The sequence below is a fragment of the Dyella ginsengisoli LA-4 genome (genome assembly GCF_000334915.1).
Taxonomy (GTDB): Bacteria; Pseudomonadota; Gammaproteobacteria; order Xanthomonadales; family Rhodanobacteraceae; genus Dyella_A; species Dyella_A ginsengisoli_A.
This window is the reverse complement of sequence record NZ_AMSF01000033.1, coordinates 76,187-103,091: the sequence shown is the minus strand read 5'-3', so window position 1 is coordinate 103,091 and position 26,905 is coordinate 76,187. Positions and strand designations below refer to the sequence as shown.

Annotated in this window: 27 protein-coding genes and 1 tRNA gene; 20 read left to right on the top strand and 8 right to left on the bottom strand. The window is 63.6% G+C overall.

From position 1 onward, the window contains the following. Positions 1 to 7 precede the first annotated feature (7 nt). Positions 8 to 3,490 (bottom strand): polysaccharide deacetylase family protein, encoded by a 3,483-nt coding sequence (locus C693_RS21475; RefSeq protein WP_017462063.1) that lies wholly within the window; start codon positions 3,488 to 3,490, stop codon positions 8 to 10. Positions 3,491 to 3,809: 319 nt separating this feature from the next. On the opposite strand from C693_RS21475, the gene C693_RS0109640 reads away from it, so the two are divergent. Beyond that, entirely contained in the window at positions 3,810 to 5,393 is a 1,584-nt protein-coding gene (locus tag C693_RS0109640) for an MASE1 domain-containing protein (RefSeq protein ID WP_198506855.1), read from the top strand. 58 nt (positions 5,394 to 5,451) lie between these two features. Here the strand turns inward: C693_RS0109640 and C693_RS24010 are convergent, their stop codons facing one another. After that, complete coding sequence (locus C693_RS24010; protein WP_198506854.1) at positions 5,452 to 6,360, bottom strand: hypothetical protein; 909 nt, start codon at positions 6,358 to 6,360, stop codon at positions 5,452 to 5,454. A gap of 221 nt (positions 6,361 to 6,581) precedes the next feature. Then, positions 6,582 to 6,657: transfer RNA gene (locus C693_RS0109630), tRNA-Phe, on the bottom strand. 263 nt (positions 6,658 to 6,920) lie between these two features. On the opposite strand from C693_RS0109630, the gene C693_RS22620 reads away from it, so the two are divergent. From C693_RS22620 to C693_RS0109610, 4 genes are all read left to right on the top strand, one after another. Continuing rightward, positions 6,921 to 8,582 carry an integrase family protein gene (locus C693_RS22620; protein ID WP_017462059.1) on the top strand — a complete coding sequence of 554 codons (1,662 nt, stop codon included), beginning with the start codon at positions 6,921 to 6,923 and terminating at the stop codon, positions 8,580 to 8,582. Positions 8,583 to 8,855: 273 nt separating this feature from the next. Further along, complete coding sequence (locus tag C693_RS0109620; protein WP_017462058.1) at positions 8,856 to 9,386, top strand: hypothetical protein; 531 nt, start codon at positions 8,856 to 8,858, stop codon at positions 9,384 to 9,386. A 144-nt stretch (positions 9,387 to 9,530) separates the two neighbouring features. Then, entirely contained in the window at positions 9,531 to 10,007 is a 477-nt protein-coding gene (locus C693_RS0109615; protein WP_017462057.1) for a hypothetical protein, read from the top strand. A 169-nt stretch (positions 10,008 to 10,176) separates the two neighbouring features. Beyond that, positions 10,177 to 10,512, top strand: coding sequence for a hypothetical protein (locus C693_RS0109610; protein ID WP_017462056.1), 336 nt, complete (start codon positions 10,177 to 10,179; stop codon positions 10,510 to 10,512). A 60-nt stretch (positions 10,513 to 10,572) separates the two neighbouring features. Here C693_RS0109610 and C693_RS0109605 read toward each other — a convergent pair whose 3' ends face one another. Further along, complete coding sequence (locus C693_RS0109605; RefSeq protein ID WP_157798588.1) at positions 10,573 to 11,577, bottom strand: hypothetical protein; 1,005 nt, start codon at positions 11,575 to 11,577, stop codon at positions 10,573 to 10,575. Between the two features lie 728 nt (positions 11,578 to 12,305). On the opposite strand from C693_RS0109605, the gene C693_RS0109600 reads away from it, so the two are divergent. The 3 genes from C693_RS0109600 (at position 12,306) to C693_RS23660 (ending at position 13,533) form a co-directional block, all read left to right on the top strand. After that, positions 12,306 to 12,923 (top strand): hypothetical protein, encoded by a 618-nt coding sequence (locus tag C693_RS0109600; protein ID WP_017462054.1) that lies wholly within the window; start codon positions 12,306 to 12,308, stop codon positions 12,921 to 12,923. Continuing rightward, positions 12,920 to 13,165 (top strand): hypothetical protein, encoded by a 246-nt coding sequence (locus C693_RS0109595; protein WP_017462053.1) that lies wholly within the window; start codon positions 12,920 to 12,922, stop codon positions 13,163 to 13,165. The genes C693_RS0109600 and C693_RS0109595 overlap by 4 nt, the downstream gene beginning before the upstream one ends. A 167-nt stretch (positions 13,166 to 13,332) precedes the next feature. After that, positions 13,333 to 13,533: a hypothetical protein gene (locus tag C693_RS23660; protein ID WP_157798587.1), complete on the top strand. Its 201-nt coding sequence runs from the start codon at positions 13,333 to 13,335 to the stop codon at positions 13,531 to 13,533. A 63-nt stretch (positions 13,534 to 13,596) separates the two neighbouring features. Here C693_RS23660 and C693_RS0109590 read toward each other — a convergent pair whose 3' ends face one another. Both C693_RS0109590 and C693_RS0109585 read right to left on the bottom strand, forming a co-directional pair. Further along, positions 13,597 to 15,006, bottom strand: coding sequence for a hypothetical protein (locus C693_RS0109590; protein ID WP_017462052.1), 1,410 nt, complete (start codon positions 15,004 to 15,006; stop codon positions 13,597 to 13,599). Between the two features lie 4 nt (positions 15,007 to 15,010). After that, positions 15,011 to 15,748 (bottom strand): DUF5677 domain-containing protein, encoded by a 738-nt coding sequence (locus C693_RS0109585; protein WP_017462051.1) that lies wholly within the window; start codon positions 15,746 to 15,748, stop codon positions 15,011 to 15,013. Positions 15,749 to 16,446: 698 nt separating this feature from the next. On the opposite strand from C693_RS0109585, the gene C693_RS0109580 reads away from it, so the two are divergent. The 5 genes from C693_RS0109580 to C693_RS0109560 all read left to right on the top strand — a co-directional run bounded on the left by C693_RS0109580 (position 16,447) and on the right by C693_RS0109560 (position 19,040). Then, on the top strand, positions 16,447 to 16,857 hold the full coding sequence (locus C693_RS0109580; RefSeq protein WP_017462050.1) for a DUF6573 family protein: 411 nt from the start codon (positions 16,447 to 16,449) through the stop codon (positions 16,855 to 16,857). Positions 16,858 to 16,859: 2 nt separating this feature from the next. Further along, a complete protein-coding gene (locus tag C693_RS0109575; protein ID WP_017462049.1) occupies positions 16,860 to 17,192 on the top strand; it encodes a hypothetical protein in 333 nt (110 codons plus the stop codon). Positions 17,193 to 17,291: 99 nt separating this feature from the next. Further along, complete coding sequence (locus C693_RS0109570; protein ID WP_017462048.1) at positions 17,292 to 17,810, top strand: ankyrin repeat domain-containing protein; 519 nt, start codon at positions 17,292 to 17,294, stop codon at positions 17,808 to 17,810. 1 nt (position 17,811) lies between these two features. Further along, complete coding sequence (locus C693_RS0109565; protein WP_017462047.1) at positions 17,812 to 18,432, top strand: ParA family protein; 621 nt, start codon at positions 17,812 to 17,814, stop codon at positions 18,430 to 18,432. After that, the gene (locus C693_RS0109560; protein ID WP_017462046.1) at positions 18,429 to 19,040 is read left to right on the top strand and encodes a hypothetical protein; all 612 of its coding nucleotides are present in this window, start codon (positions 18,429 to 18,431) and stop codon (positions 19,038 to 19,040) included. Before C693_RS0109565 ends, C693_RS0109560 begins: the two co-directional genes overlap by 4 nt. Here C693_RS0109560 and C693_RS0109555 read toward each other — a convergent pair. Together C693_RS0109555 and C693_RS23655 are read right to left on the bottom strand one after the other, a co-directional pair. Next, positions 19,037 to 19,507 carry a hypothetical protein gene (locus tag C693_RS0109555; protein ID WP_017462045.1) on the bottom strand — a complete coding sequence of 157 codons (471 nt, stop codon included), beginning with the start codon at positions 19,505 to 19,507 and terminating at the stop codon, positions 19,037 to 19,039. The two genes, C693_RS0109560 and C693_RS0109555, sit on opposite strands and share 4 nt — an antisense overlap. 654 nt (positions 19,508 to 20,161) lie before the next feature. Then, a complete protein-coding gene (locus tag C693_RS23655; protein WP_157798586.1) occupies positions 20,162 to 20,434 on the bottom strand; it encodes a hypothetical protein in 273 nt (90 codons plus the stop codon). Between the two features lie 923 nt (positions 20,435 to 21,357). Here C693_RS23655 and C693_RS0109550 point away from each other — a divergent pair. The 7 genes from C693_RS0109550 to C693_RS0109525 all read left to right on the top strand — a co-directional run bounded on the left by C693_RS0109550 (position 21,358) and on the right by C693_RS0109525 (position 26,756). Further along, positions 21,358 to 21,687, top strand: coding sequence for a ribbon-helix-helix domain-containing protein (locus C693_RS0109550; protein WP_017462044.1), 330 nt, complete (start codon positions 21,358 to 21,360; stop codon positions 21,685 to 21,687). A 65-nt stretch (positions 21,688 to 21,752) separates the two neighbouring features. Then, entirely contained in the window at positions 21,753 to 22,055 is a 303-nt protein-coding gene (locus tag C693_RS0109545; protein WP_017462043.1) for a hypothetical protein, read from the top strand. A 44-nt stretch (positions 22,056 to 22,099) separates the two neighbouring features. Further along, on the top strand, positions 22,100 to 22,786 hold the full coding sequence (locus C693_RS0109540; RefSeq protein WP_017462042.1) for a hypothetical protein: 687 nt from the start codon (positions 22,100 to 22,102) through the stop codon (positions 22,784 to 22,786). 3 nt (positions 22,787 to 22,789) lie between these two features. Then, entirely contained in the window at positions 22,790 to 23,539 is a 750-nt protein-coding gene (locus tag C693_RS23650; RefSeq protein WP_157798585.1) for a hypothetical protein, read from the top strand. 79 nt (positions 23,540 to 23,618) lie between these two features. Next, positions 23,619 to 23,960 carry a hypothetical protein gene (locus tag C693_RS23645; protein WP_157798584.1) on the top strand — a complete coding sequence of 114 codons (342 nt, stop codon included), beginning with the start codon at positions 23,619 to 23,621 and terminating at the stop codon, positions 23,958 to 23,960. A 1-nt stretch (position 23,961) separates the two neighbouring features. After that, positions 23,962 to 26,415 (top strand): type IV secretion system DNA-binding domain-containing protein, encoded by a 2,454-nt coding sequence (locus tag C693_RS0109530; protein ID WP_017462040.1) that lies wholly within the window; start codon positions 23,962 to 23,964, stop codon positions 26,413 to 26,415. After that, positions 26,412 to 26,756, top strand: a complete 345-nt coding sequence (locus C693_RS0109525; protein WP_157798583.1) for a hypothetical protein — start codon at positions 26,412 to 26,414, stop codon at positions 26,754 to 26,756. Before C693_RS0109530 ends, C693_RS0109525 begins: the two co-directional genes overlap by 4 nt. The last annotated feature ends 149 nt before the right edge of the window (positions 26,757 to 26,905 follow it).

Sequence of the window (26,905 nt, the reverse complement as noted above, 5' to 3'; positions counted from 1 at the left end):
GCCGCGTTCAGTCGGTGGTTTCGTGCTCCTTTTCCGAGGCCGGCGCGTGAGCCTCGCCCGATCCATCGGCGCCGTTTCCGCCTGCCTGCACCGTTGCCTTGCGCTCCTGCCGCCCCCAGCCGACGGACGGGCCGCGCAGCGCGGTGGAGACCGAGCGCACCACCACGTAGTACATCAGCTGGCGATAGCCGAAGCGCTGCAGCGACAGCCACCACAGCAGGCTCCAGCGCTCGCGCTTCTCCATCGCGAAGGCCAGCACGCCTGCGCCCAGGTCCACCGCCATGAACAGGCCGTAGAACATGGCCATGGTGACCAGGTTGCTGTAGTTGAACTGGCCGCGGTGCTGCAGATAGTCCAGGAACGTGGCGATGATCTGCCACACCAGCAGCAGGTCGACCAGCGGCGACACTACCGAGAATACGATCTGGAACAGCCACACCTGCGGCAGCGCGACCATGCCCAGCGCGCCGTAGCGCGGGCGGAAGGTGGCGTCGCGATGCTTCCACAGGCACTGCAGGGTGCCGAAGGCCCAGCGGAAACGCTGGCGGGCCAGTCCGCGCGCGGTATCCGGCGCCTCGGTCCAGGCCACCGCCTCGGCATCGAACAGGGTCCGGTAGCCGGCCTTCTGGATCGCGATGGTGAGGTCCTGGTCCTCGGCCAGCGTGTCGCCGGGGAAGCCGCCGAGCTGCTCCAGCGCCTCGCGCCGCCAGGCGCCGACCGCGCCGGGCACCACGGTGATCGCGCCCAGCGCGGCGAGCGCGCGGCGCTCCAGGTTCTGCGCGGTGACGTATTCCAGCGCCTGCCAGGTGGTGATCAGGTTGATCCGGTTGCCGACCTTGGCGTTGCCGGCGACCGCGCCGATCGCGGGATCGGCGAACCAGCGCACCAGCCGGGCGATGGTCATCGGTTCGAACTGGGTGTCGGCGTCCAGCGCCACCACCACGCGGCCGTGCGAAGCGCGCAGCGCGGTGTTCACCGCGTTCGCCTTGCCGCCGTTGGGAACGCTGATGAGCTGCACACGCGGCTCGGCGGCGAAGTGTTCGCGGACCACCTGCGCAGTGGCATCGGTGGAGCCGTCGTCGACCACGATCACTTCCAGTGCGTCGTAGCGGCTTTCGAGGATGCGCGCGATCGAGCTGGCGATCACCTTCTCCTCGTTGAAGGCCGGGATCAGCACCGACACCAGCGGCGCCGGTTCGGGCAGCGCGGGTACCACGCGGCGCTTGTCGCGCCACCAGTTCAGCACGCCCAGTCCGCCGAGCAGGATGAGCCGCGCCAGGCCCAGCCAGATCGCCGCCTTGAACAGGAAGTTGAGCAGGTGGCCGAAGCCGCCGAGAGTGAGGAACACCGAGCGGTCGGCCCACTGCGACAGCGAGTCGATGGTCAGCGGCGGCATGCCTTCGTCGCGGGTCAGACCGGCCAGCTCCGAGACGGTGACGAACTGGTAGCCCTCGGCGCGCAATGCGTCGATGATCCGCGGCAGCGCCTCGACGGTGTTCTCGCGGTCGCCGCCGCCGTCATGCAGCAGCACCACGCGGCTTTGCCGATCCGGCGACTGGTGGTTCACCTGGTCGATCACCCGCTGCACGATCACGTCAGCCGGCGGACGCTTCCAGTCGTCCGGGTCGATGTGCAGGCCCACCGCGATGTAGCCCATCTTCTGCGCCTGGGCGATCGGGTCCAGCTCGTCCGACGTGGTCGGCTCGGCATCGCCGAAGTAGGGCGCGCGGAACAGCCGCATGGAGCGGCCGGTCAGCGCCTCGAACAGCCGCTGTGTGGCGTTGAGCTCCAGCGCGGTGATGCCCGGGGACGTCTCGCCCAGGTTGGGGTGGGTGAAGGTGTGGTTGCCGACGTCATGGCCTTCGGCCACTTCCCGCTGGATCAGCCGCGGCGAGGCCTCGGCGTTCTCGCCGATGATGAAGAACGTGGCCGGGACGTGCTTTTCCTTCAGGATGTCCAGGATCTTCGGCGTCCAGTCCGGATCGGGGCCATCGTCGAAGGTCAGCGCAATCTTCTTCGGCTGCGTGCCGACGCGCTGGATCACGTAGGACTTGGGCAGGGCGGTGTACTGCTCGCCGTCGATCTCGCCGCTTTCCTTGTCGACGGTGAAGGTGCGTGCGCCGGCTTCGGGCTTGGAGGCGATCTGCAGGATTTCGCCCTGACCCTCGATGTCGATGTCCTGGCCGGCGTCGATCTCGTGCAGCGAGTCGGGCACGGGCGAGTCGTACGGCCGTCCCAGCAGCGGCCAGATCGACGGATCCTCCGAGCCCAGCCGCCACACGGCGTAGCCGTAGGGCTGGTAGCCATCGGCGGCGTGGATCTGGTTGTACGCGGTCGCCGCATCCAGGAACCACAGCTGGTGGACCGTGCCGTTGTCCTCGCTGTAGGAGAAGTGCGGATTCTGGGTGTCGTCGTCGAAGCTGATATCGGCCTGGGCATCGGCGGCGCGGTCCATGGCGTCCTGGAAGGTCACCGCCTCGGCGGTCTTGCCCTTGGCCCAGTCATAACCGTAGCTGCCGATGGCGATGATGGTCTGGTCCGGGTCCAGCTCCTTCATCCGCTTGTCCAGCGTGCTCTCGAACCAGTCCTGCGCGGCGATGCTGCCCGGATCCTGGCCGGCCCAGTGCTGGTCGTAGGCCATCAGCAGTTCGAAGTCCACTATCTTGGCCAGCCCGGCGTAATCCCAGGCTTCGTCGTCGAAAGGTACCGACAGCACGATGCCCCAGCCATGCGGGGCGAAGGCGTCAGCCAGTTCGCCGAGGAACTGCTTGAGGTCCGGCTGGGTGCTGTCGGGCAGGTTCTCGAAGTCGACCGTGACGCCCTGGAACCTGTTGGCATCGAGGAAGGCCACGATCTGCGCGATGCGCTGGTGGCGCAGAGTAGGGTTGGCCAGCATCTTCGCCAGGCCGGTGCCGTCCCATTCGCCGTTCACCGCGTTCTGCAGCAACGGCAGGATCGGCGTGGAGGGTTTGACGCGACGAATGAGATCCAGCGCCTTGGCATCGATATGCGTGTCGAGCGCCATGTCAGGGCCACTCACGCTCATCCAGCCGGGGATCACCCAGTCCAGCGTGGGCAGGGCGCGCTTGAGGGCGGGGTAGCTGCTGTCGTCCCAGTTCACGTAGAAGCCGATCGCCAGGGCGCGACCATCGGGCTTGTCCAGCGAGGGCGGCGGGGCAACATGAGGGGGCCCGTGCAGGCGCCCGGGGCGGGCGTGATGGTGCGCGGCCTTCTGCTTGGCCCGGACCTCCGCGGCGAGCTTCGCCGCCGGTCGGGCCAGTTCGGGCGCCGCCATCTTGACCCCGGCGAGCGCATGAAGCCCCTTGCCATGCTGTCCCAGGCGGATGCCGGTCATGCTCGGGGCGATGAACAGGCTGAGCACGAAAGCGACCGCAAACAGGGTACTTATGACCGCCAGCGTCAGTCCCATGCGGGACAGCCGGCTGGCCCGGCGTCCGGTGGGATCGAAAAACACGGGTTTCTTGTGCATGGGGGTGGTCAGGGCTCGGCGCGGCACTAATTGTGACGGCGTTCGGTGTATCTTTGCAGGAGGTTGCTCAAGCTGGAGCGCGTGCCGGCCGATAGCTGTTCAGGTGCCGTGTGTGCGCACTGAAAGCCTCGGGCCCGATGATTCCGTTCACGACATGTGTCGGGCGCTGTTGATTTGGCAAACTGCTTGCATGGCAAGGAAGGAAGCGGGAAGAAGAGGTCCGGACGGGTGGGCTGGTCGCGCCATGGGCGCGGTGGTCTCATCTAAATCGGGTTACCGGAATACAGGGGATGTAGCCAGCACGGAGATGGGGGGAGCAATGCTGCGGTCCAGATACGGAAGTTTCCTTGCAAGGCAGCTGCTGGCGGCAGGGCTGTACAGCGCCGGAATGCTGGCGCTCCGGCAGGTTTCATTCTCCCACTGGGAGGTTTTTGCAGGCTTTCGTCTCTGCGCCCTGCTGCTGGTGGGCTATCGCTACTGGCCGGCCCTGCTCGGGGGCGAGACCCTGACGCTGGTGGTGCTGGCCGCTCTGTCGGTGGACCGCTTCGGGGTGGCGTGGGCATGCCTCTACGTGATCCCTCCGATCGGTCTGGCCATGCCGGTCGTGGCGTTTTGCAAGGAGCGGCTTGCGCTTCTCGATTCAAAGGGGCGGATCAACATTCCGCTGCTGGTGCTCTGCGCATTCGTGTGCGCGGCCCTGTGGGCCTCCATGAACGTGTTGTCCCTCTCGGTGATGCGGCTTCCGGCCGACTACGCCTGGCAGGGGATGCCGGTCTACGCTGCGCGGTGGTTCGTGGGCAACTTCACGGCCGTGCTCGCTTCGGTCCCGCTGGTCTTCTGTCTGCGCGAGATGGCCATCAACGGCGAGTTGCACTGGCAACGGCTGATCCACAACCGGCTGGTGATCGAGTCGGTCAGCGTGATGATCCCTGCGCTGACGATGCTTGCCTGGGCCGGGGCTGCAAGCAACCAGGAAGGGGCCAGGCAGGCCGCCCGCATGATGATGTTCCTGCCGGTCGTGCTGCTGGCGTTGCGCCATGGCTGGAAGGGAGCCGCCGTCGGCGGCTCGGCCGCCAGCGTTGCGGTGGTTGCCACCATGCCGGCGCTCTACGACACGGGAACCCTCGAAGCGCAGATTTTCATCGCCTTCGCGATCACCACCCTGCTGCTGCTTGGTGGGCGGATCGCCGTGTTGTCCGAGCAGGAGGCGCGCAAGCAGCAGGACGCCCGCATGGCGCTTGCCCTGGCGCAGCGGAACCTGTGGCTGGGCGAGATGCAGCTTCGGCAGACTTCGAGCGCGTTGGAAGGGTTGCGGGAGAATTTCCGCAACAGCTACTCGGAGCTGCTCGACCGGGTCCGCCATACGATTCCGGCACCGGACGAGCGCGAGTATCGGCTGCGTGCGGCCGAGACCCAGCAGCAGATCTACCGGCTGGCGGACAGCCTGTATCCGGTGCTTTGGCGCGAAGGTGGCCTGGCCGCGGAGTTGCGGCAGGGGACGGTCGCCCGCGCACTCAACGATGCCGGCGTGCGCTACTGGTGCACGTTCCGCAACGAGCGGGGGCTGGACCTCGGGCGCGAAGCGCAGGTTGTGCTCTATCGCTCGATCTGCGATCTGGTCGTCCATTTGTGCCAGGACCACCGCGTGTCCGGCCTGAGCATGCAGGTGCGCGTCGGTGCGTCCGACGAGGCCGGTTGCGGAGTCGTGGTGCGTATCCGCGGTATCCGTCAGCCGGCATCGGCGATGAGCAGCGAGCGTCTGCGCGATCTTTCGATGGGCCTGTCGGCCAGCGGCATGGGGCCGGACGCCGTGAGGGACCGGATCTTCCTGTTCGGCGGCGTGTTGCGCGAGCGCGTGACGGACGATGCGGTGCTGATAAGCCTGATGCTCGCGAAAGTCTGAGCCCGGAGGCTGTGGAACGGGCGCCGCGGCGCCCGTTCCACAGCAGGTCAAACCCCGGTCAGTGCGATGCGGCCGGTGCCACGTGCGAATTGCATTCCACCGGGTCGCCGGTGCAGGTAGCGGCACTGGTCTGGGTGGTCAGGCTGGTGGTCGCCGCGTTCGGTGCCACGTGCGAATTGCATTCCACCGGATCGCCGGTACAGGTGGCGGCCGCGGTGCCGACCTGGGTGGTCAGGCTGGTGGTCGCCGTCTTCGGTGCCAGATGCGAGTTGCATTCCACCGGATCGCCGGTGCAGGTGGCGGCCGCAGTGCCGATCTGGGTGGTCAGGCTGGTGGTCGCTGCCTTCGGTGCCAGATGCGAGTTGCATTCCACCGGATCGCCGGTGCAGGTGGCGGCCGCAGTGCCGACCTGGGTGGTCAGGCTGGTGGTCGCTGCCTTCGGTGCCAGATGCGAGTTGCATTCCACCGGATCGCCGGTGCAGGTGGCGGCCGCAGTGCTGGCCTGGGTGGTCAGGCCGGTGGTCGTCGCGTTCGGCGCCAGGTGCGAGTTGCATTCCACCGGATCACCGGTACAGGTGGCGGTGACGGTGAACTGCGTTGCGCCGTTGCTCAGCGGGGTCGCGCTGATGGAGACCTGGCCGTCGCTGTAGACCGTTTCTCCGGACGTGGCCGGCGCGTTGGCGACTTTCATGTACTGCGAAACGCTGCCGATCGGCAGCAGCAGGATCTGCCCACCGGCCGTTGCGATGGCGCCTTGTACCCCGCCGTTGAGGTCGTTCACCTGGACATAGCGGATCCCGTCCTTCTGGAACGCGTAGACATGCCAATGGGGGGTGGCGCTGACGTCGGTGGCGTTCGGCCAGGACTGGCCGAGCCCGGACGTCGAATCCTTCGCCAGCGCGCTGGTTGCGAACCCTGCGAGGAGAAGGGCCGACGAGATAATCGCAGTTGCTGATTTCCTGATCATGGAGTTGTCCCCTTGTGTGCGAGTGAATGACGACGGGATGAAGAGGCTGGCATCGAGCATCAGGCGAGGAGATTTGCCCCACCTGCCATTTCAGTGAAGCAGAGCCGGAGCGCAAATCTGTGCGGCAGAGCGCATTCGCGAGATCCGGGTCTTGCGGAAAGGCCCGGACCTGTGTTTTCGCACAAAAAAAAGCCCGCCGTGAGGCGGGCTTTGAAAATGCATGGTGGCCGGGGACGGAATCGAACCGCCGACACGGGGATTTTCAATCCCCTGCTCTACCAACTGAGCTACCCGGCCAATCAACTAGGTTGAGCCGCGTATTAAACCGGAAGAGCGAAGGGGCGTCAAGCCCCTAGGCCGCGCCGGCACTGGGCTTTAAGCGTTGAGCTGCAAGGCTGGCATCGGGACTTCGCGGGCAGATTGGACCACTAAGCCCGCTAGGCCCGAATTTGCTGAATGCACCGCCATGCACCGCCAGAAACCGCCCTGCGGGGTTCCGTGGGGGTTCCAGAAACCGGGGTATCATCGACCCAGATGCTTTCGTAGAGCAGGGGATCGACATGGCCGTGCAGTTCGAGTTTTCCAAAGGAATGATTGATCAGCTGAGCTTCGATCGGTGGATCGTCGGCCTGGATAAAAACGGCCGCCCGATCTCCGAGCCGACGCCAGAGAGCGTGAGCGAATGGCGCATCCGCGACGGAGGCAAGCAGGGCCAGCCCGGTTTGATTTTGCGCATCACGCCCGGTGCCATGACGTGGTGCGTGCAGCGGAAGTTTCTGGGCAAGACCAAGGTCCTCGCCATGGCGCGGGCCAGGAAAGTCGATGGTTACACCGGCACGGTCCTGGCCCTGGCGGACGCCCGCAAGCAAGCCCGCGAGTGGCTGGTGGCCATGGAAGCAGGTGCCGATCCGCGCGCCTATCGGGCGAAGCATCAAGAAGAGTCTCGGCAAGACGCAGAAGAGCGTCGGTTGACCATGGCGGTGGCGTTCGCTGATCACATCGAGGCGAAGCGCAAGCATAAGATCCAGCTTGAGGACACACCGCTGCAGGTCGGTGTCGGGAAGCGCCGGCAGGTGGACGCGAAGTTGCGCGACGCGAGCACCGAGGACCGCATCAAAGTCCAGCGGTGGATGGAAGGATCCCCCATGTGGCACGTGCCGGTGAAGAGCCTCGCCCTGGAAGACGTGGAAGCCAGTCTCACCCCCTTCTTGCGCAAAGCCCTGGGGCAAGCAGTCTCGGTGCGCTGGGGACCCAAATCCGTGTCCAAGGGCACGATCGACAAGATCTACCGGCACTTGGATGCGGCCTGGTGGCGGGCGGCGAAGCAGCTGAAACTGAAAACCGGACGGGACGAAGGGCCGTTCCAGATGTGGCGCGAAGCCAACAAGGCGGAGTGGCCCAAGGACCGCCTGGTTGAGTCCGCGCTCGACACGCGATCGGATGCGCACATCGAGTGGCTCCGAGCCCTGCTGGCGATGCAGAAGGAAGCGCACGACCCAGCCGTCTTCACGAAGCGCGCCTCGCCGCGCAGCAAAGCTATCAAGCCCCATATGGCCGCGATGGTCGACTGGTATCTCTGCTTGATCCTGTGGGGCACGCGCGCCCAGGAAACCCAGCTGCTGGAATGGAACCAGGTGGACTTCAGCCGCGGCCTGGTCTGGCTCTCGGAAGACACGACGAAAAGCGGGTCGCTCGATGTCGTGCCCCTTTGCCCCTGGGCCACCGAGATCCTGCTGGAGCGTCAACGGCTCAATGAATTGTGGCGCCCCGACGACCCCGGCAAGTATGTGTTTCCATCCCGCGAGCATGGACGCCCGATCAGCAGCCCACGCGGTGTCCTCACCGCCCTCGAAGAGAAGACGGGCGTTCGGCTCACGGCGCATGATCTGCGGCGCTCCCTGGCCCGCGAGCTGGGCAGCGACGAAGAGCTGGTGGAAACGGCTCGCCTGCTCGTCGCCGGAGCCGCGCTTCACCATGCCGCGGGGAAAGGCGGCAGCAAGATCGCTGGCGCGACCCGACGCTATCTCGAAGACAAAGCGACCACGCTTCGGCCCTTGTTCCAGAAGCGGGAGAACCGCTTGCGTGAACTCCTCGGCCTCCCAGTCAAGAAGTCGGCGTCGCCGGGGCCTGGGCTGGACATGGATGTCGTGCTGAACCGGTTGCGCCAAGATCCGGCGTTCCTGCAGCAGATCATGGCTGCGGCCCTGGGCACCAAAACCTGAACGAAAAATTTCCGGCTGGGCGGTGCAGGTTGGGGCCAGGCGATGCAAGGCGGTGCCAAATGGTGCAGCCTGGAACGTGAAAAAATATAAACGTAACAATGACTTGGGCTTGTTTCAAGTCTGAGGTCGGCGCATTGTATCTACAGGTCTCAGCCGACCTATCTCAGCGCGCCCGGGGCGTTGGGATCCGCACTTCCTAACCAACCGACGACCCACCTCATCGCAGTGAACAGCGGTGACGGGGAAGTCATGCCCAAACCCGAGGAGAAACGCATGTCCTATCTTCACGACACCCTTCAAGACGCCATTGATCGCGCCATTCCCTCCGGCGAGATTTTCGACAACGTTTTCCGCGATGCCCTGGAATCGCTTTGCCTGGCTTTACAGGACCAGGTGCCCATTCGGGTGCTGCTCGATGGGCTCGGCAAGACCTTTGATGGCTTCGGCAACCACTACGAAGAGCACCCCTTTCTGCGCGTGATGCTGGATGCCAGCTTCGCTCACGTGCCCCAGCACGAGCTCGAAGCCCTTGAAGCCATGGCCAGCAACCCGGGCATCCGCATTGGCAACTTCCACGGGCAAGTCACTTGGGGTGACTGCAACGCCTTGGTGAACCTCAACGTGGGTCTTCCCGCGGACGCCACAGAAGCCGAAGTCGCGGCGGCGTGGGATGTGGAGCTGGAAGGCGTGAGCGAAGGCTTGGCTGGCCTGATCCGGATGGCTGTCGCTCATGGCGCCGACTGGCTCAATCTTGATCGGGACGGGCAGCTTTACGATCTGCCGATCTATGTCGAACAGGGCTGAATTTCGTTCGTAAGTGACCGTTGCACCTCCGCATCTCTCAACGCGCCCAGGGCGTTGATCCCTTAAACCCTCCCAACAACCGACCCCCCAAAAGCTGCCTCGCGCGGTGACGGGGAAGTCATGCCCAAATCTAGGAGAAAAGCCATGTTCAATCCGAGCGAGACGACGAACCACATTCTGGTGATCAACCATGGGCCCGAACTCATGGAAACCAATTACTACGATACCGAAAACGCGCAAGCGGGCTTCATCTTCGCTAGTTGGAATGCGGGGGCCTTGCGCATCCTCATTCCTGACAATCAGACCAACGCCCTGGCCGAAATGTTGACCGCTGAAAACATCGCGGTGACGCGCGGCTACTTGGGGGTCCACGATGCTTACGAAATCCTGTTTGATGACGGGACGGTTTGCCCCTTCGTGGCCATCATTGACGCGCGGAACTCGGACCATAACGTTGGCCGCGAAAGTCACGGAAAGCCCCTGGCTGTTTACATCTACACGCGAGAGGGGTGCTTGGGTGTTTTCGAAGGACGGTTCCGCGTTGCGCCGCTTCCGTGCCTTCAGCCAATGAACTGGCTTCCGTTGAAAAAACGGCGGGCGCACAGGAGTAAGCGGCGCTGACACAGCGACCTCAACGCGCCCAGAGCGTTTTACCCAACTCTGCGAGAAGGCATGCCAAGTCATGATCGACTGACGGTTTTGGGCCGTTGACAGATCTCAAATGCGGCCTAAATTGAAAATCATAGAGGGGTTATGCAACCCCTCTTCTTAAACCCACAAGGAGACACTCATGAATACGATCACCTTTGACTACCTCGCTGAGCTGACCCAACGCGCCTGGCGATTTGCTCAGAATGAATGGCCCCAGCTCCCACGTGAGGCGGTGCCCGTTTTCGAGTTGAAGACGAACGACGACCGCAAGAAACAGGGCATCGGCTACGACATGACTGAGATGAAGGGTCTGGATCACGCCGAAGTGATTTCACACGTCATCTATGAGGTCAGTATCTTTGCAACCCTCATGCGCGGGGCGAAGCCGGAACAGGTGGAGGCGACCTTTGAAACCTTGGTGGCCCGCATCAACGAAGCCACCGCGGCGGAAGCCGCCCAATCCACCAAGCACTGACCAGTTCCTAGTTGAGCTCCTGGATGAAGGCAATGGGCGCCCTCGGGGCGCCCTTTTCTTTCACAGGATGATCCGCTCGCGCTGGTCTCTCGCCGCCTCCCATGCCTGCTGTTGCTTCGACTTCGCTTCCTGAACCTCAAGCGCAGGCGCGGGCAGGAAGACGACTCTGGTCTTGGTCTTCGTGTAGACGAGCCGGTCTTGATCGTCGATCCGCCATTTCGTTAGCAGCGGGCTCTCACATGTCGTCAGTGCTGCCGCCGCTTTCTTCAGCGAAGCGCGGAACTTCGAGAGCGGCTTGGTGCTGCCAGAGAGCGTGCGAAGCGCATCGACGGCCCAGGGGATCATGCGCGACGGGTCGTTATGCTGGCTGCTGATGAAGTCGTGCAGCCAAAGGGTAAGCGGGTCCCTGCCCAGCGAGCGCTTGCGAGTCAAGTCGATGCAGGCGACTTCATCGGTGAGTAGAGCTAAAGCCCGATCTGGGATCTGGATCTTCATGCGGCCCGTGACCTCGTCCACTTCGATGCTACTGATCAGCGATTGAGAGAACGTGTGTCGAGGCGTGCGAAGTTCGAGGATGGCTCCTTGAAGGTCCAGGAGCAAAGACCAGACCCACGAACGGGCGGCGCTGCTGGTGCTCTTCCAGCCCAGCACTTCGAGGATGTCGCGTCGGCTGATGACCAGCTCCTCGCCGAAGCTCGGATCCGCACATTTGCGGCGGATCGAGAGGGTCATCAGCGCTTGCCACACGAGCGCGTGCTGCTGACCCAGGCGCGGGCCCGTGTAGACCAGCGTTGGCTCGTCAGCGCGCGCCTGGGAGCCGGCCAAAGGGCCTACGGGCAGACGCTCACGCTTCAGATGCGTGCCGGTGTCGCTGACTGCGAAGAGTGCGGATCTGACGAACGCCAGCGGTAGGCCAGATTGCGGTTGCGGTGCTCGCGCGGACTGAAGCGTCGCCACGCGCTGCTGCTCAAAGCTGGGGCCATCCGGGCTATAGCGAGCGCGAGCGATCTGCGGAGGCGGAGCGAAGCGGGAGATGCCAGGCGATTGATGAGCGGGGCGATACATGGCGGGGCCTTCTGCATGAAGGCCACATGCCTTCGCCATTTTTCTAGCGAAAAATCTGATCTTGGCAAGCCCCCTAGACGCATGAGGGGGGGCAATAACTCGGATAAAAGGGGGGCAATAAGTGGGATACGGAGGGGCAATAAGTGGGATACGGAGGGGCAATAAGTGGGATGGGGGAGGGGCAATAACTGGGATCAGGAGGGGGCAATAAGTGGGATGGTCACCCCCTCCAAACCCTTGTGCGGCGCGGGTTTCCGGGTTTGCAGATAAAAGCTTTTAGAAAAGAGCTTTTTAGAAACCCTAGATAGAAGACGCCGCGCGGTGGCGCGGCGGACTCTTTATTCATGGGTGGTGAACAGCACGAGCCACAGCGCCGGGCTTAGGCCCGGCCCGATCTTCTCCGTCAGGCCCGGCGGAGCCGGGCTATAGAGCTTTTCCGCTCTTCCCGCTCTTCGCCCTTTCGGCGGGAGATTGGAAAACATCAAAAGCAAAAACCGGGAAGAGCGAAAAAAGCACAAAAGCCCGTCAGTGGGTGGGTGAAAAGCAGGGCAGGGCGCTTCGCGCCGCATCATCGCCATTGACGAAGTTGCGTTAGACATCATTTCGGACCTTTTCTCTGCAATGCCCTGATCGACAGTGATCGACGTGCTATTGACGACGCCGAAATTCGGCCTACGTTGATTATATAGAGGGGTTGCAGAACCCCCTTAATCACACTGGAGATCACTATGAAAACCCCATCTTCTTCCACCGGCTTCGGTCTTTTCGAAACGATCCTGGCCTTGGCCCTGGGCCTCGCTCTGACGACCGCCTCAGTCGCCGTCTTCTCCCCGGCTTCCGGCGCTGCAAGCGCTGAGCAAGAGATCAGCCGCTTAGATCACCTCCATGACGCCGTCACGACCGCCTACGCATCGCGCCAAAACTTCTCTGACCTCGCCGCCTACACGGCCTCGCAACAGGGCTGGCTGCAAGACGGCTCCGGCAACTGGCACAGCACCGCCTGGGGCGCCCTCTCGCTCGCTAACGCGAATCTCGGCGGGATGCCCGCTGATGGCTGGCAAGTCGAGCTCGACACTCTTCCTGCTGATGTCTGCCAGCGCATCGCCGGTGCTGAAGCCGGGCGCTGGACCCACGTCTACGTAGATGGCCAGGAAGTCACCGAAGCAGCGGACGCGACCAAGCTCTGCACCAGCGGCACCCACACCCTGATCGCGCAGTCTTACGGTGGTCCGCGGCCAGGCTACTCGAAGCAGCCCATCTTCCACTACGCAGACGCGCAATGCGTTGACGCACGTGCGAAAGGCATCGTGAACCCCACCTACTGCCCTTCGGAGCCGCAAGCATGAGCCCATCCGACATCATTGAAGCTGGCAAAGAAGTCGGCCTTCGTCTCGAACCGCACCAGAGCGGCTACTTGCTTGGCTACAGCGCGAACCAGGAGGGGTTCTGGATCGAGTGGATCCCATCGGACCAAATTGAGGGCGTCATCGAGCGGTTTCGGCGGGGGATTGCAGCGGAGCTGGAGCGAGTGACTGCCCCCGTAATTCGTGCGCGCTATTGGCAGCAGCGCGAGCGCGAAATCACGTAATTGATAATCGAATAATTGTGATTTGCTTCGCATTTCTTGAATATCTAGTCTGATATGCGATTGACGAAGATGTTTTTATCCCTAGATTTTTAATTAAGGATATTCACGGCTGTGAGATCCTTAATGCAAGTCCATCAGTCCATCATTTGTAATAGAGGAGTTACACCATGAACGCTAATAACATCGATTTTGCAACGCGCGGTAGTTTGATCGCCGTAGGCCGTCACGTGGACGATGAGGTGCTAAAAGGGCGCTCGCTGAAGAAGGTGCTTGCAGAAGGCCGGCGCCGCGACGCTGCGCACTGGTATCGCCCGGAACTGCTCCGGGATTACAGTCGCGCCGTCGCTTACGCTTACCCAGCCAAGTGACGACCAACGAATAACGCCGCCCATCACTGGGCGGCGTTCGTCTTTAACCTCGGTGCCGCCTGATCAACTATCGGCGCTGTCGTCGGTCTCCTCAAACACCAGATCCTCGACCTTCGGGACCGGTTGATTTGCTCGGAGAATCAGGGTGCGTGATTTGAGGATGCTGTGCTTGTAGTAGCGCTTGCAATCCATGACCCCGTCGATTGGGAGCCAGTGGTCGGCCTCAGGGAATAGTGCTGGATTGATCGGGTGTTTGGCGCGTGGATTGTGGAAGACTTCCATCTCTGCCGTCCAAGGCTCATAGGGATAGGGCTCCCAGAGCGCGCGGTATTCATCGCTGTTCACGTCCATGCAGAACGGGATGCCGCGAAGCGCGCCTGGTGAAAAGTCCGCGAATTCGCCAAAGCGCACATAGCGGTAGTCCTCAGTCGGACCGCCAAACGACCGCGGGACTCGACTGAGCTTGGACAGCGTTGCAGCGTTCGAGAAGATCACGGCGGACAGCTCTTCACCTGCAGGAGTCATGAAGAGTCCAGCAGGGATGCGCTGATCCCCCATCAGCGTCTCGACATCTTCCGGCACGGCCACTCGTTTGCCCTCCACCTCAACCTCGTGGGCATAGAGCCCGTAGAGATAACCCATCAACGCCGACCGGCTCCACACCATGGAACCAGGCGCGTGGAAATCAGCGAGGGCGATTGCAAAGGGCCGCCCTGCAACGTGAGGCATGTGGGCGTAGCGCTTATCTAGCTTGCTCTTGATCGTCTTAGCAAATCGAACCGCCGCAGGGCCCAGCATGAGCTCGCGGCGATCCAGTGGCATGGGGGCTTGTTGGGCGTTCGCGTGGTCGTAGCGCTCAGCCGGGTTGGCGGTCACCGCCTCGACCCACGCCTCACCTCCCTTGCGGTTGGACACGTGGAAATCCGGCGAGGGGTGATCCTGGGTCACGAGGAGCCCTTGCTCCCGGAAGCTGGCCAACAAGAGCGCCTCCCAGAGCCGGGTGTGGAAATTGTCAGTGCGGCAGTCGCTGGCCCAATTTTCATCCGGGTTCGGCATGGCCAGATACAACTGATTGAGAATCCATGCCCCTCGATGCCGACAGGGCTCCGCCAACAGCTTAAAGATGCCGCTAGGTTCTTTGCCGCTCACGTCAGCCAGTGAAGGGCGCCGCCTCGTGCCAGGTGGAATCGGAAGCCGAGCCGCCTTTTCATCGCACGCCTGACGCAGGATCGCCGTGGCTTCCTCTTCGGTGAAGGCATCTTTGTCCCAACGGAGCACGGCCCACACCTCGTCTTCTCGGCGCCGCATGACCAGGACGCCATGCCTATTCGATGTGTCATTCATGGTCAGCGCGCCGACAGTGATCCAATCATCACTCCGCCAGGAACTGACGGGAGGGTTCTCACCGAAGCCCAAGCCGCGGGGCAGGGAGAGCGCGAAGACATCGAAGAGGCACTGGGGGAGCTGTTCCATGGCATCAGGCCGATTGAGCGTTGGCGGTCAGGAATACACCCAAGAGCCGGTCCATCTCCCCGATGTGTTGCTCGAAATGCCCATCGGGGAACTTAGCCAACCCATCCAAAGGCTGCGCCGCGGCGACCAGGGTGACCATGGCCGCGGACATGATCGTGAGCACCACCTCAGGGGCAACCGCTGCGCGATACGTCATTCCCTGGTCACCCTGATGCCTGTAGGCCAGGACGAACAGGTCATTGTGAGAAAACCCGCAGAGCATGGCGTAGGGCGCGGCCAAATCCTCGAAACCCGCTTTGCTGAAATCCTTGCTGATCACATGCGGCCGCAGGCCCTTGGCATGGAGTGGATCGAAGGCGGCCTTACATGCGGCCAGACGCGCGTCTAGGTCCACGCGCTGGTCGGGCGGCAGTCCCGTGGTGTTGGCCAGCACGTTTTCGTAGACCTTCTTTTCGCCCCGGAGCCGCTCGTAGCGCATCTGGTCTACGAACCCACTGTCCTGGCCCAACAGGGTCATGGCCACCAGGGCTTCCAGCATCGAGCGCACGTGGACCGCGCTGTGGGTGACCAGGCCGATCCGCGCCAGATGAAGAGCCGACTCGTATTGCTCCACGATCGTTAGGAAAAGGGCACACCGAGGCCGATCAGGCGCCGAGAGTGCCGGACGCATCCGCGCCAACAGAGCCTGGGCGGTGCTCAGCAACTGGTCCGCAAGCTCTAAAGTGGTGGCAGTGTCCGGCATGGTCCGCGTCCCAGATTTGCTACTGAGGCGATTGTGCCCGATGCCCGATGGGCACCGGTGGACAACCCCGTGGATGACGGATGGACAAGCCCTTGGCTTGCCCACGCAATCGCCCACCGCGTTGCCCACGCTTCGCGCACAAGGGGGCAAGAACACCACTGCAACCGCGCCTGGGGCTCGCGGGGCCCCTGGCTCCTGATAGCAAACAGGGCCCCGAAAGGGGCCCTGCGACGCTCAGCGCGGGCGGTTCGCGCTGTTGTCCGGAAGCCATCGGGGCCCGAGTTTGTCGCGCCCCTCGCCATCACGCCGCGCTGCGCACTCCGGGCACAGCCCCGGCTGTCCTGATCCGCCCATCGGCAGCGCACAGCCCTGGCAGATCGCTCCGTCTTCCATCGCTTCTGACCAATCGCCCATGTTCTTCTCCTTTGTTGTTGTCGTTATGGGCCAGCTCTAGGGCTGGCGACAAGATCTTGCGACGAGCTCAAATCCAGAGCAAGAGCGAGAGCGGCCCTCTCGCAGAGGCTTCTTCGCTCAAGAGTCGTTCCGGGGCCCGTGTCCTCGCCTTCGGCTGCGGGCCGCGCCAGCCCCATCACTTCTTCTCTTGACCGCGCCTCCGCTGCCGGGCGGGCGGCTGCCATTCGCAGCGTGTTCGCACCCGCTGCCCCTTGTTGGGGCCAGCAATGACCAAGGAGAGAGAGATGAGCGATGAATCGATGTTCGGTCCCGTGATCCACAGCTATAGCCGGGCTGAGGCGATCGACGATGGCGTGCTGGTTGAGGTGCCCGAGAGCGCCAGCCGCGCCGCTGGCTTCAAAGTGCCCTTGGCCATGACGGCGAGCGCCTGGGGCGCAACGATGGGGTTTGGAACTGACCTCGCGGAGCTTCTCGCCAAAGCAACCGCGGTGCTCGCGGCGGCGATGCTGGAATACCGACAGAGCGAGCATCGGGCGAAGTTGGGCTTGGCTGAGCCGGTGGGCGACTGCCTTTTCTTTGCATACGACGCAGAGCGAGAGGACGGCGGCGTCGATGTGGTGCAGCTCAAGATGCAGATCGGACCCGGTGACAACGCTGAGCCCGTCGGCACCGTCATGCTCCCCGGTGAAGACTGATCATGAGCCTCTACACCTGGCAGGAACCCAATTTGTGGGGTGTCCTCGACGACACCCTCCGGATCCGAATTGGCGTGACGGAGGAGGGCTATCTGTGGATCAGCGTCGATATCCAGATGTGGCCCGATCGCCCGACGATGGGCAACTTCACCCACGACGACCACAACCGCTACGCCCCGGGCGAGATCACGCTGACCGACGACGGGCTGCTCACCGCCATGCATCGGCATCCAGCTGAGCACGACTTCCGCTCCGGTTTCTCGCTGCGCGTCCCGCCCTCTTTTGTGTCTCCGCTGCGTCAGGCGCTCGAACGCGCCCGCGGATCAAATCCATGATCGACATGCGATTGACGTCCATCTGATTTCGACTAGCTTGAGAAAAGAAGGGGGTTGCACGAACCCCCAATTTCCATCCCAAATTACCCGAGGTCTCATATGATCAGCACCGCTCTCATCGAAATCACGCGTCGCAAGGTCACCGACTCGCCCAGGCCTACCGCCGACGCTGCGCTGTTTGCGGACGCGATTCAGCGTGCCGACGTCGAAGCTGTCCAGAAGCTCTTGGCAGCGTGCCCGGACATCAACGGGGTCCGGCTCTTCGCCAAGCTGACGCCGCTCCACCTCGCCTGCCGCTGCTACTCCCTCGCGCTCCACGGCCCGAAGTCAAAACTCGACCGGGCAGAGCAGATCGTGAACTTGCTGCTGGACGCAGGAGCAGATCCGGAAGCGCGCGACGCGATGTCTCAGCTTCCCGCGTCATGGGGCAACCCGCCCCGGTTGCGCGAGCGTATGCGGCAGATTGCAGAAGCGGGGCGGATTCCGATCACAGGGTTTGGGACCTTTGAGCACCTGGGGTCGAGCTGCAACGGCAAGAGCCAGCGCGACGGCTACGACAACACGGCCTCGGTGCTGCACGTCATGCCACAGCTGGCCTTCGCACCCAGGAGCTTCTGACATGCAAGCCATCCACATCTTCAGCAGTAAAGGCGGGAGCGGAAAAACGACCGCAGTGCTCTCACTCGCCGCAGCGCTCGCTCATCGCGGCCACCGGGTCGCCCTGGTGGACGCCGATCCCAATGGCGCGCAGGGCGGCGCAACGCGTTGGCTCGCGCAAGCCCAAGCGGCGGGGCGACCGACACCGTTCCCGGTTCTGAAATCGCTCACGTCGAGCGCCGCGCAAGCGTATGACTACGTCGTCCACGATCACCCGCCGGGCGGTCGGGCCGCGCACCAGCTGCCCGAGGGCCTCGTTATCGTGCCGACGCCCCTGGATCCCGGCAGCTTTTTCTCAGCGACGCGCGTGATCGACAGCCTGCGGCATCGCTCACTGCCGCCGCTCTTGCTACCGTCGCGCGTTCGCCTTGAACGAGCCGAGCAACGACGGCTGGCCAGCGTCCTTGCGGTTCCAGTTGTCCGAGACCGTGCGGCGTATGGGTCGCTCTTCGGCCAAGGTGCGACGCTATATACAGACGGAACGGGCATCATTGGCCTCGCGGCTGCTCGCGAAGAATTCGAAGACACTGTGGCGCGCGTTCTCGCGCACCTGGGCGCGCAGCATAGGAAGGAAGCGGCATGAAGACGACGAAGAAAATCGACTGGGTGACCCAGGCCACGGCCGCGCCGGCGCGGGCGAAGGTCGCGTCTGTCGTGCGCAAGCCGGTGAAGAAGCGAGCAGATGTCCAGGCGATCGCAGGCCCGGCTTTTCATCACACGCTCGAACCTGGGGCCGGGCGCGTCATCGCGCTGATGCAGCTGTCGCTCGACGACTACAAGCTGAAAGTCAGCCTGCCCGCGGGTCTGCGCGAAGGGCTCACTGGCGCCGGTGAGCGACTGGCGCCGACGCTCTGCGCGCTTGCTGATTTCGCCCTGAACGAGCTAGAGCGGAAGGGTGGGACGTTGACGGTGATCCCGTTGCCCGAAGACCAGGGCGGTCTGGGTTGCGAGTTCGAGCACGGGCGCCGGAAGGGGCCTCTGACGATCGAGTTCGCTGGGTCACTGATCTACCCGGAGCGGGACGGGGACGGGCGGCGGGATCGCAGGGCAAGCGTCTGGGTGCCCGACAGCCTCTTGACTCGACTCGAAGCCACGGGCGCGGAACTAGGGCCGTCAATGGCTGCGCTCGCGGCGTGGGGGCTGGCTTACCTGCGCGAGAAGGGCCAGAACCTGGTTACCCGCGCGGGCTAATCGTCCAGCAACCACGCACTCGCGGCAGCACGCTCACGCCGCCAACGCAGCAGCAACCACCAGCGGAAGGGGCGGCGGATTGAATAGTGAGCCTTGCCATCGGCTGTCCTTACATAGCAGCCGGCATAGCCTTTCGAGGACGACCGCCGGAACACCGTCGGGAGTTGGAAGGTGAGGTCCGGGTTCTCTATCACCTCCATCGTGCGCGGTGCGACGATCCTCGGTGACATCATCGAGCCATCGTCCATCCAGTCGCTGAGGCTGCCATCACCCTGGATCATCCCGACGGCAATCACCTGCAGAGCCTGGCCCGTCGGGTTGTAAACATAGACTGAGATCCCCTGACCATAGTCCCCGGTTCCCAAGGAAGTTCTGAGACGGTTGCGGGTCCGCCAGAAGGACACGAATAGGGACAAGAGACTGAGTCCCAGCGCGGGCCATCCGGGGTTCATCATGTTGCTGTCCATTGGCGCGCTCCGATGCCCTTCGCCTCATCGTGCACGAGCGCCCCGCGCTCGATCAATATCGACTTCGCCTGTATCCATATCGGTGCGGGCACCCAGACCACGCCGGGCGCGAGCGCCACTCGCTCACCGCCCATTGAACGCAGAGCGCTCGCTAATGCTGCCCAACCCGGGCTGGCTCCCGTCACAACCGGCCCCGCCAGCACGCCGCCAGCGAGCGGCCAAGCAACCACGCCCACACGCGGCGCCACCGTCCATCGCGTCTCTTCGAGCCATGCTCGGGCCTGCGCTTTCGAACGCGAACGCGCTTTTGGGACCGGCATCTGTGCACACGTCGCGAGCGCTTCCAGCCTTCGAGCCGCCTTTGCTTCCGACCAGTGACTGCCTTCGGCCCACGCCAGCTCCCAAGGATCTCTATGGCGATGACGCACCGCACAGCGGTCGCAGCTGGCGATGACGTTCGCGCCCGAAGCGTCTCCGCCCAGCGCTGGCGAGAAAATATAGACAGCCCGCGTGGCCGGCGCCGCCTCGCAGTGCCAACAGCGCGCCAGGCCCTCACCGAGCACGCGCGATCGGAGCCACTTGGGCACAGGAGCCGGCAACCTGCGGACCGCCTCGACGCGATCGAGAAACGGGAGCAGGTCAGCAGGGGGTAGATCAATCACGGCTTCGCCCCTTGGCTTGAACAGGAGGCCGGAACCGAATGCCTTGGGTCCGCTCAATGATCGGCAAGAGCGACAGAACCTCATCCGGATGTTGCTCGGCATATGCCAGCGCGGCGGCCACGAGACCGGGCACAGAAACGCCCTGGGCGTTCGCCAGCGCTTCCGCATCTGAGACGAGAGAGGCGGGCAGAGTGATTCGAATGGCTCGTCGATCCAAGCCAAGGTGAGCGTTTTGCCAGTCGCGCTGACGTGAGAGTGAGGACATGGAGCAGCTCCGAGAAGGGGTCTCCATTCACGTTAGAGAATTAACGCCGGATCGGAAGGGGGCGCCTGCTAGCGGCCTGACGCTTGCGGTGATTTAGGCAGCTCGACGCCCCACTGCTGAGCCAGCTTTTGGACGGGTGGCGTCCACTCGCTCGCTTCGACAGCGACGCTCTGAAGCACGACGCAGACCCCCAGCGCATCGAGCGGCTGCGAGGAGGCGACGGCATCGAGCAGCTGGGCTTGGGCGCGCGAGATTGCGGTGAGGATGTAGTCGAGAGAGAGCGTGTCTCGAACACCCGCGAGCCAAGGAGAGGAAGGCGACAGTGAGCTGACGGGCCACGTTGTTCGCGTCTGACCAGGTGCACTTTCACCCGGCATCGCATACGAAAAGCGCTCATCAAGCACGCGAGATTGAAGACGAGCAAGAGCAGCACAGGTCCGCACAATGAGCAGACGGCGGGCACGTTCGAGAGATCGGTCGGAGTCATCGGAGGCCATGCGCGTGATGGTGCCTGAGGGGCGTCTCATGCGCGAAGACGAGGGAGGGTGCGCACAGGGAAGCGTGCATCTCTTGCCGGGGAACCTGGGGCGGCTTCGGGATGCTTCAGCTTCTGTGCGGAGCGTTAATCCCCAGAAAAATGGGATACACACCAGACGCACCTCCGATGGGAGCGAGCGGCATCGCAACGGCGCGTCTGATAGCCGTCAAAACCAAGCACTGCAAACGAACCCGCGCGTTGCCTCCGCAACCCGCTCGCGTTGCCGTGCGCGCACTCCATTCCGCCAATAACCGCGCCAGAACGCCATTTCACGGCGTTGCCATGTCGTGATCGACTGCAGGTCCAGAGGGGCTTCCGATCCGGCGAATTCGGCCTACGTTGGGTTTTAGAGAAGCGCATTTCGCGCTGACTGAGAAACCCCACGATGCGCACGCAGACCGCCATCACGATCCGCATTCCGAATGACCAGATGCCCGCGCTCGACGCGTTGGCGAAGCGCGTTGGGAAGAGCCGGCCTGACCTGCTGCGCGAGGCAGTCGCGTCACTGCTGCACACGCACGAGACGACGCAGCTCATTCAGCAGTCCGCACACGCCGCGATCAGTGAAGCAACCGATCGCTTTCGCGCAGAAGCGAAGTTGGCGCTCGCTCAGCAAGTCGAGGCGAGCCGCGCTGCCGACAAAACCAACCGCGACCTGATCGCGCGCTTCATCGAAGCGCTCAGCCAGACCGTCACGCCCGCGAAGCGCGGGTAATCAGGAGACCACCCATGCCCTCACGTCCATCACTGAAATCTGTCGAAGCACTTTGCAACGCCGCGATGAAGCAGCAGCTGCACGACACGCTCGTGAACCTCGCCAGCACGACATTCAAGCGCTACATGCTGATGCCCGCCGACTTCGCTGGTCACTACGACCTCGCGCGCAAAGCGCTCAGTGAAAGCCAGGAGGTCGGCGATCCCGTCGGCTGGCTGATCTGGCAGCAGCTCGCTGATCACCCGCAGAAGCTCGACTGCGCTGTCCGGCGTCTCGCTGTCGCCACGTCCATCGACGGTCGCGTCCTTCCTCGCACTAGCAAGCGTCGCAGCCTCAAGCCGCGGCAGCCACTGCCTGCGCTCGCCTAACCCATTCCCTTTCCCCACCCACCCCACACCAGAGGTATCCCCACATGCGCACACTGTCTCAATCCATTTCCCGCGTGCTTTCTCACGCCACGCTCATCGCCACCTTCGCCGCCGCCCTCGCGTTGCAGGGCTGCGCCACTATCGACACCGCTACTCAGAAAGTCGGCGGCGTGTTCGGCTCGAAATCGGACACCACCCGCTCCGCAACCGGGGGCGCCATCCTTGGCTGCGGTGCAGGCGCCGTGCTCGGCAAGATCATCGGCGACGGCTCGGACATGCTGAAAGGCTGCGCTGCCGGCGCTGCGGTCGGCGCGATTAGCGCTGTCCAGATCCACCAGCATGAACTGGCGCAGGCTCGCGCCCTGGCCGCGCAAGCGGAGGCGGTCAAGGGCGGGAAGGCGACCGTGGTCACGAAGCCCGTCGAAGCGAAAGACGGCCAAGGCAAGGCCACCCAGGTGGACGCGCTCGATCGCCTGACCATCGACTTGCCGGCCGCTGGCGTGAAGGCTCATGCCGCCGATGTCGCGTCGGTCCTCGATAAAGCCGCAAACCTGGCGGACGGCGCCTCCGATCCGACGACGATCGAGGTGCACGGCACGGTCGCTCAGCGCACCTGGATCGCTTCTCGCATCCGCGCTCACTTGCGCGCGGGCTCCACGGTTCGCGTGATCGAGGTTGCCGGCAAGTCGCCGCGGCTTGTGATCAGCCCGATCCCGAAGTCGGAGGGCTGAGCGATGAGCGGCTTCGATGATGACTTCCTGTCAGGTCCGGCTCCCGCGCCGGCACCCACACAATCGGCCAAGGGGGCGGCGGCTTCGCCGCCCCCGCCGGCCATAGCTGATGACTTCGACGGGTTCGGGGGCAGCGCTGGCTCGGCTCAACCGGATGCCGGCTTTCTGTCACCCGAAGCCGCGGACGCGGCCAGGGCGACGGCGCAGGCGATGAAAGCGAAAACCGGCGCGGCCCTGGGATCGGCCACACGTGCAAGCCAAGCCGGCGCGCGTCGGCTGGGTCAGGCCATCGCGGCTGTGTCACCGAAGCAGTGGGCAACCGGACTGGGCGTGCTGGTGCTAGCGGTGGGTGTGACCTTCGGCGTGCGCTGGTGGATGCACCGGCCAGCCAGCCCGGCAGCAGCTGCGGCGAAAGCCGAGGCGTCTGCCGCCCCGGTGGCGAGCACCGCTGTAGTCGCAACGCCGCCCGTCGTCACCACGACGGCGCCTCAGAAGCCGACCGCTCCGGTCATCGCGGCAACCATGCCGGTGCCGGCTGCTCCCGCTATCTCGCCGACCACACCGCCACCGCCTGCCGCAGTGGTGCATCCCACTCCTCGTCCTGTGGTTGTGTCACCGAAGAAGGATCCATGGAAGGTCGCGCACGCCGCCGACATCCAGAAGTCGATGCAGCACGCGGACAAGAAGAGCGACGACGCATGGGCGAAAGACCAGACAGCCCGGCTCGACGCTTTCTTCAAGAAAAAGCACTGATCACCCCTTCCGACTCGGCAGATTCGGCCTAGGGTCATCTGTATCCCCACAGATCTCACCCCACACACAGGTCCCCACCATGACTCCTTCAATCACTTCTCGCGTGCTGAGCTTCCTCGGGTGCCTTGCGATCGGCACACCAGAAAGCATCGCGCCGCCGATCCCCGCTTCTTTTTATTACGTGCCCGGTGATCGCCCCGAGCCGCCAGGCGGTATCGGCAACCCCGATACCCAGCGGCGCACGCTCATCATCGACGCTGTTCGTCGCCGGATGCTGGGTCATGTCGCGGCTTGGACGAGCGTTGGCTTGGCCGCGTTCGCTCTGGCGCTCGCGCTGATCGTGGGTGCCTCGCACGAAATCCGTTCGCACGTGTCGCCTGTCGGCGGCATGACCCCCACTCTGAATTTCGGGAGCCACTGACATGAAGCTCAAATCTATCCTAGGGACGTTGATGCCCTTGAAGTCCATCCTGGATTTCAGCGTCGATGAAGCTCAGCTCCTGGCCGTGCGCTGGGACGTGCCGCAAGCGAACAAAGAAGGCCTGTTCGACGCCGGCAACGGCCAGATGCTGCCGCTCCGAAAGGATCTGGAGGATCGTCAGTCGAGGTATATTTTGAGCGCCCCAGATTCTCGCGGCCGGCAGTATCGGGTTGCGGGTCGTATGCTCGCCGAAGACCTCGGCAGCGGTGCGACCAGCGCCGCGACCCCGTTGCTCTTCGGCGTGCTGGGCGTGTTCGCGATGCTCACGACGGTTCTGCCTCGCGGCTTGGGCGTCATCACTGGTGCGCTGGCCCTGGCGACGCTGTTGCTCATTCGCACGGCAACCGCACCCCGGAAAGGCTGGGCGGTCACCGCTGCATTGTTCGGTTTGGTTCTGCCAGTTCTTGCGGCGTCTTCGAGCCGGTCTGCGCTCATCTCATTCATCTGTTTTCTGCCGAGCTGCTTCCTGCCGCTCGCGCATTCGTGGAGCGAGCAGCGCAAGCGCGCCAGGCGGCTGGCCATTCAAGGTCGCAAGGCCGGCGGTGAGGACGGCAGCGCTGTGACATCGCACGTCGCCGCCCGGAAAGCTCAAGCGATTGCGGCGGCGAAGGACGATAGCCCGTTGATCACGATCGGCCAGACGATGGGCAAGCTGACCCACCGCGGAGACGGCTTCGCTGCCGATCCAGGTTTGCCTATGGCGATCAGCCTGCGCGATCTCTCGACGCACATGATCATCTTCGGCGAGACCGGCTCCGGTAAGACGAGCACCCAGCTGCGACCGAAGATCGTTGATCTGATGCGGGCACGTCGTGCGGGACACAAGATCGGTCTGCTGCTGGCTGACGGCAAAGGCGCACTCGCTGGCGAGCACGTCGGTATGCGGGACTACGTAGCGCTCAACCCGAAGCATGAGCTGGTAAGTCTCTATCAGGCCCTTTCAGCGTCAGCAATTTCGAGGCAGCACGAAGAGAACAACCTTTCGGTCGGCGGTGGTGGCGGTTCCGAGCGCACCTGGAACGGCATGACCGCCGCCTGTTGTCGGCCCGCGGCTTACATGCTCGAAGCCATGGTCAAGCACCAGATCTGCGATAAATCAGGACAACCGTGGAAGTGGTCGCTGCTGTGTCATGACCGTCTTGGGAAGCTCTTCCTGTCCGGGGAAGATGGGCTCGACGAGATCGAAGACTATTGGGTTCAGATCGCGCAGCGCGAAGGCGTGATCGACGGGATGCTTCAAGAAGCGTATCTCTACTCGACGCAGACGGTGCAAGCCATGGCGGCTGAGACGCGCGGCTCTGTTCTGGCTAATTGGACGCTCTGGTTCTCTCCGTATTTGTCGCATCCAGACCTCATGAGGTGGGCTGCTGCTGATACGGGCGCTCACGTAGAGGCTTGCTTGCACGGGCAAGCCGTTGGCTTGGACATCAGTGGCTCGTTGTATGGCCAGGCCTCCGCATCGCTCGTCGTCAAGTTTCTGAAGGCACGCATTCTCAGTGAGCTGCAACAGCGCGCTGGATGTCCAAACGGGGACTGGCAGAAAGTCGATCCGACGGCGACGCCGTGCTTTCTGATCCTGGACGAATTCCAAGACATCCAGACCACCGCAGACGCCGATCTGATCCCGAAGGCGCGCAGTCTCGGCGGTCACTACATCGTCGCGACGCAGTCGATCGAAAGCCTCTTGCAGACGAGCAAGAACGAGAACGCTACGAAAGCGATGCTCGCCAGTCTTCTGTCCCGTGTCGCTATGCGCACAAGCCCCGCAACGGCGAAATGGATCCAAGAGGGTGTCGGGATGGGCCGCGTGCCGCGGCGCGAGACGGACGCGGCGATGGTCGATTTCGTCGGGTCGGTTTCGAAGGCTTACGGCGCGCCCCTCTGGGACGAAGGCCACCCAATGGCACGAATGCTTGCCGCGTTCCGTCGCAAGACGGGGGGCACTCGGTTCAAAGATGGGCGCATGGACAAGGGCGACAAAGCCTTTTTCGAGGATCAGTTGGCGAACGACTTGATCCTGGTCCGGGAAATGAAGGAAGAGCCGATCCTGGAAATGTCGCAGTTCTCGTCGCTGACGAGCGAGCTTGGCGTGGCGTTCGCGAGCGTCCGGCGTGGTGGTGTGCCGCGACGCGATTACGTGCGCGTCGTTGCGCCCATGAACGCCATCCCCGACGACTTGCTCGACCCCGACTTCGCCGGTCGCCGCGATCTCGCCGCAGAAGATGCGGTGACGCGTCAAGAGGCGATCCAGGCTGCGCTGGCGTCCGAAGCGGAGCGAGCCAACGCAGAGGACCAGCTTTCCATCACACACGACGAGGAGACTCCCCAGCCCCTGACAGCGCTGCTGGACGCCATTCGTAACCCTGAAACCATCGAAACGACAGAGGAGAAATGATGATGATGACCCCAGACGCCATTCGTCGGCGGTCCGGCCAGCGCAAGGAAGCGCAAGCCGCTCAACAACAGGCACCCGCCGCTTGGCAGCGTCCGCTGCCACAGGCCGCGCCGCAGAAGGAACCTTCCGCAGCACAGAAGCAAGCTCAACAGCGCCCGCGCATGGGCCTCGCCGCCGCGCTGAGCATGGGTGCCCAGAAACCGACGCAGCAGCAAGGAAGCCAAGGCAGCGGCGGGCAGGGCCAGCTCTCGAAACCGACGCATCCGAGCTTCTACAACCCCGTGCCAGTCGGCGAGATTGCCCCGCCGAAGAAAGCGCAGAAACGCGGCATGAGCATGTGACCCCGCCGTGACCCATCCACCTGACTAGAAGCCGTGGCTTGAGAACCACGGCTTCTTCATTTTGAAAGTCATGATCGACATCGACTCGACAAAACCCTGGTTTCGCCTACGGTGAATATAGAGGGGTGGCACCACCCCGTTAGAGACCA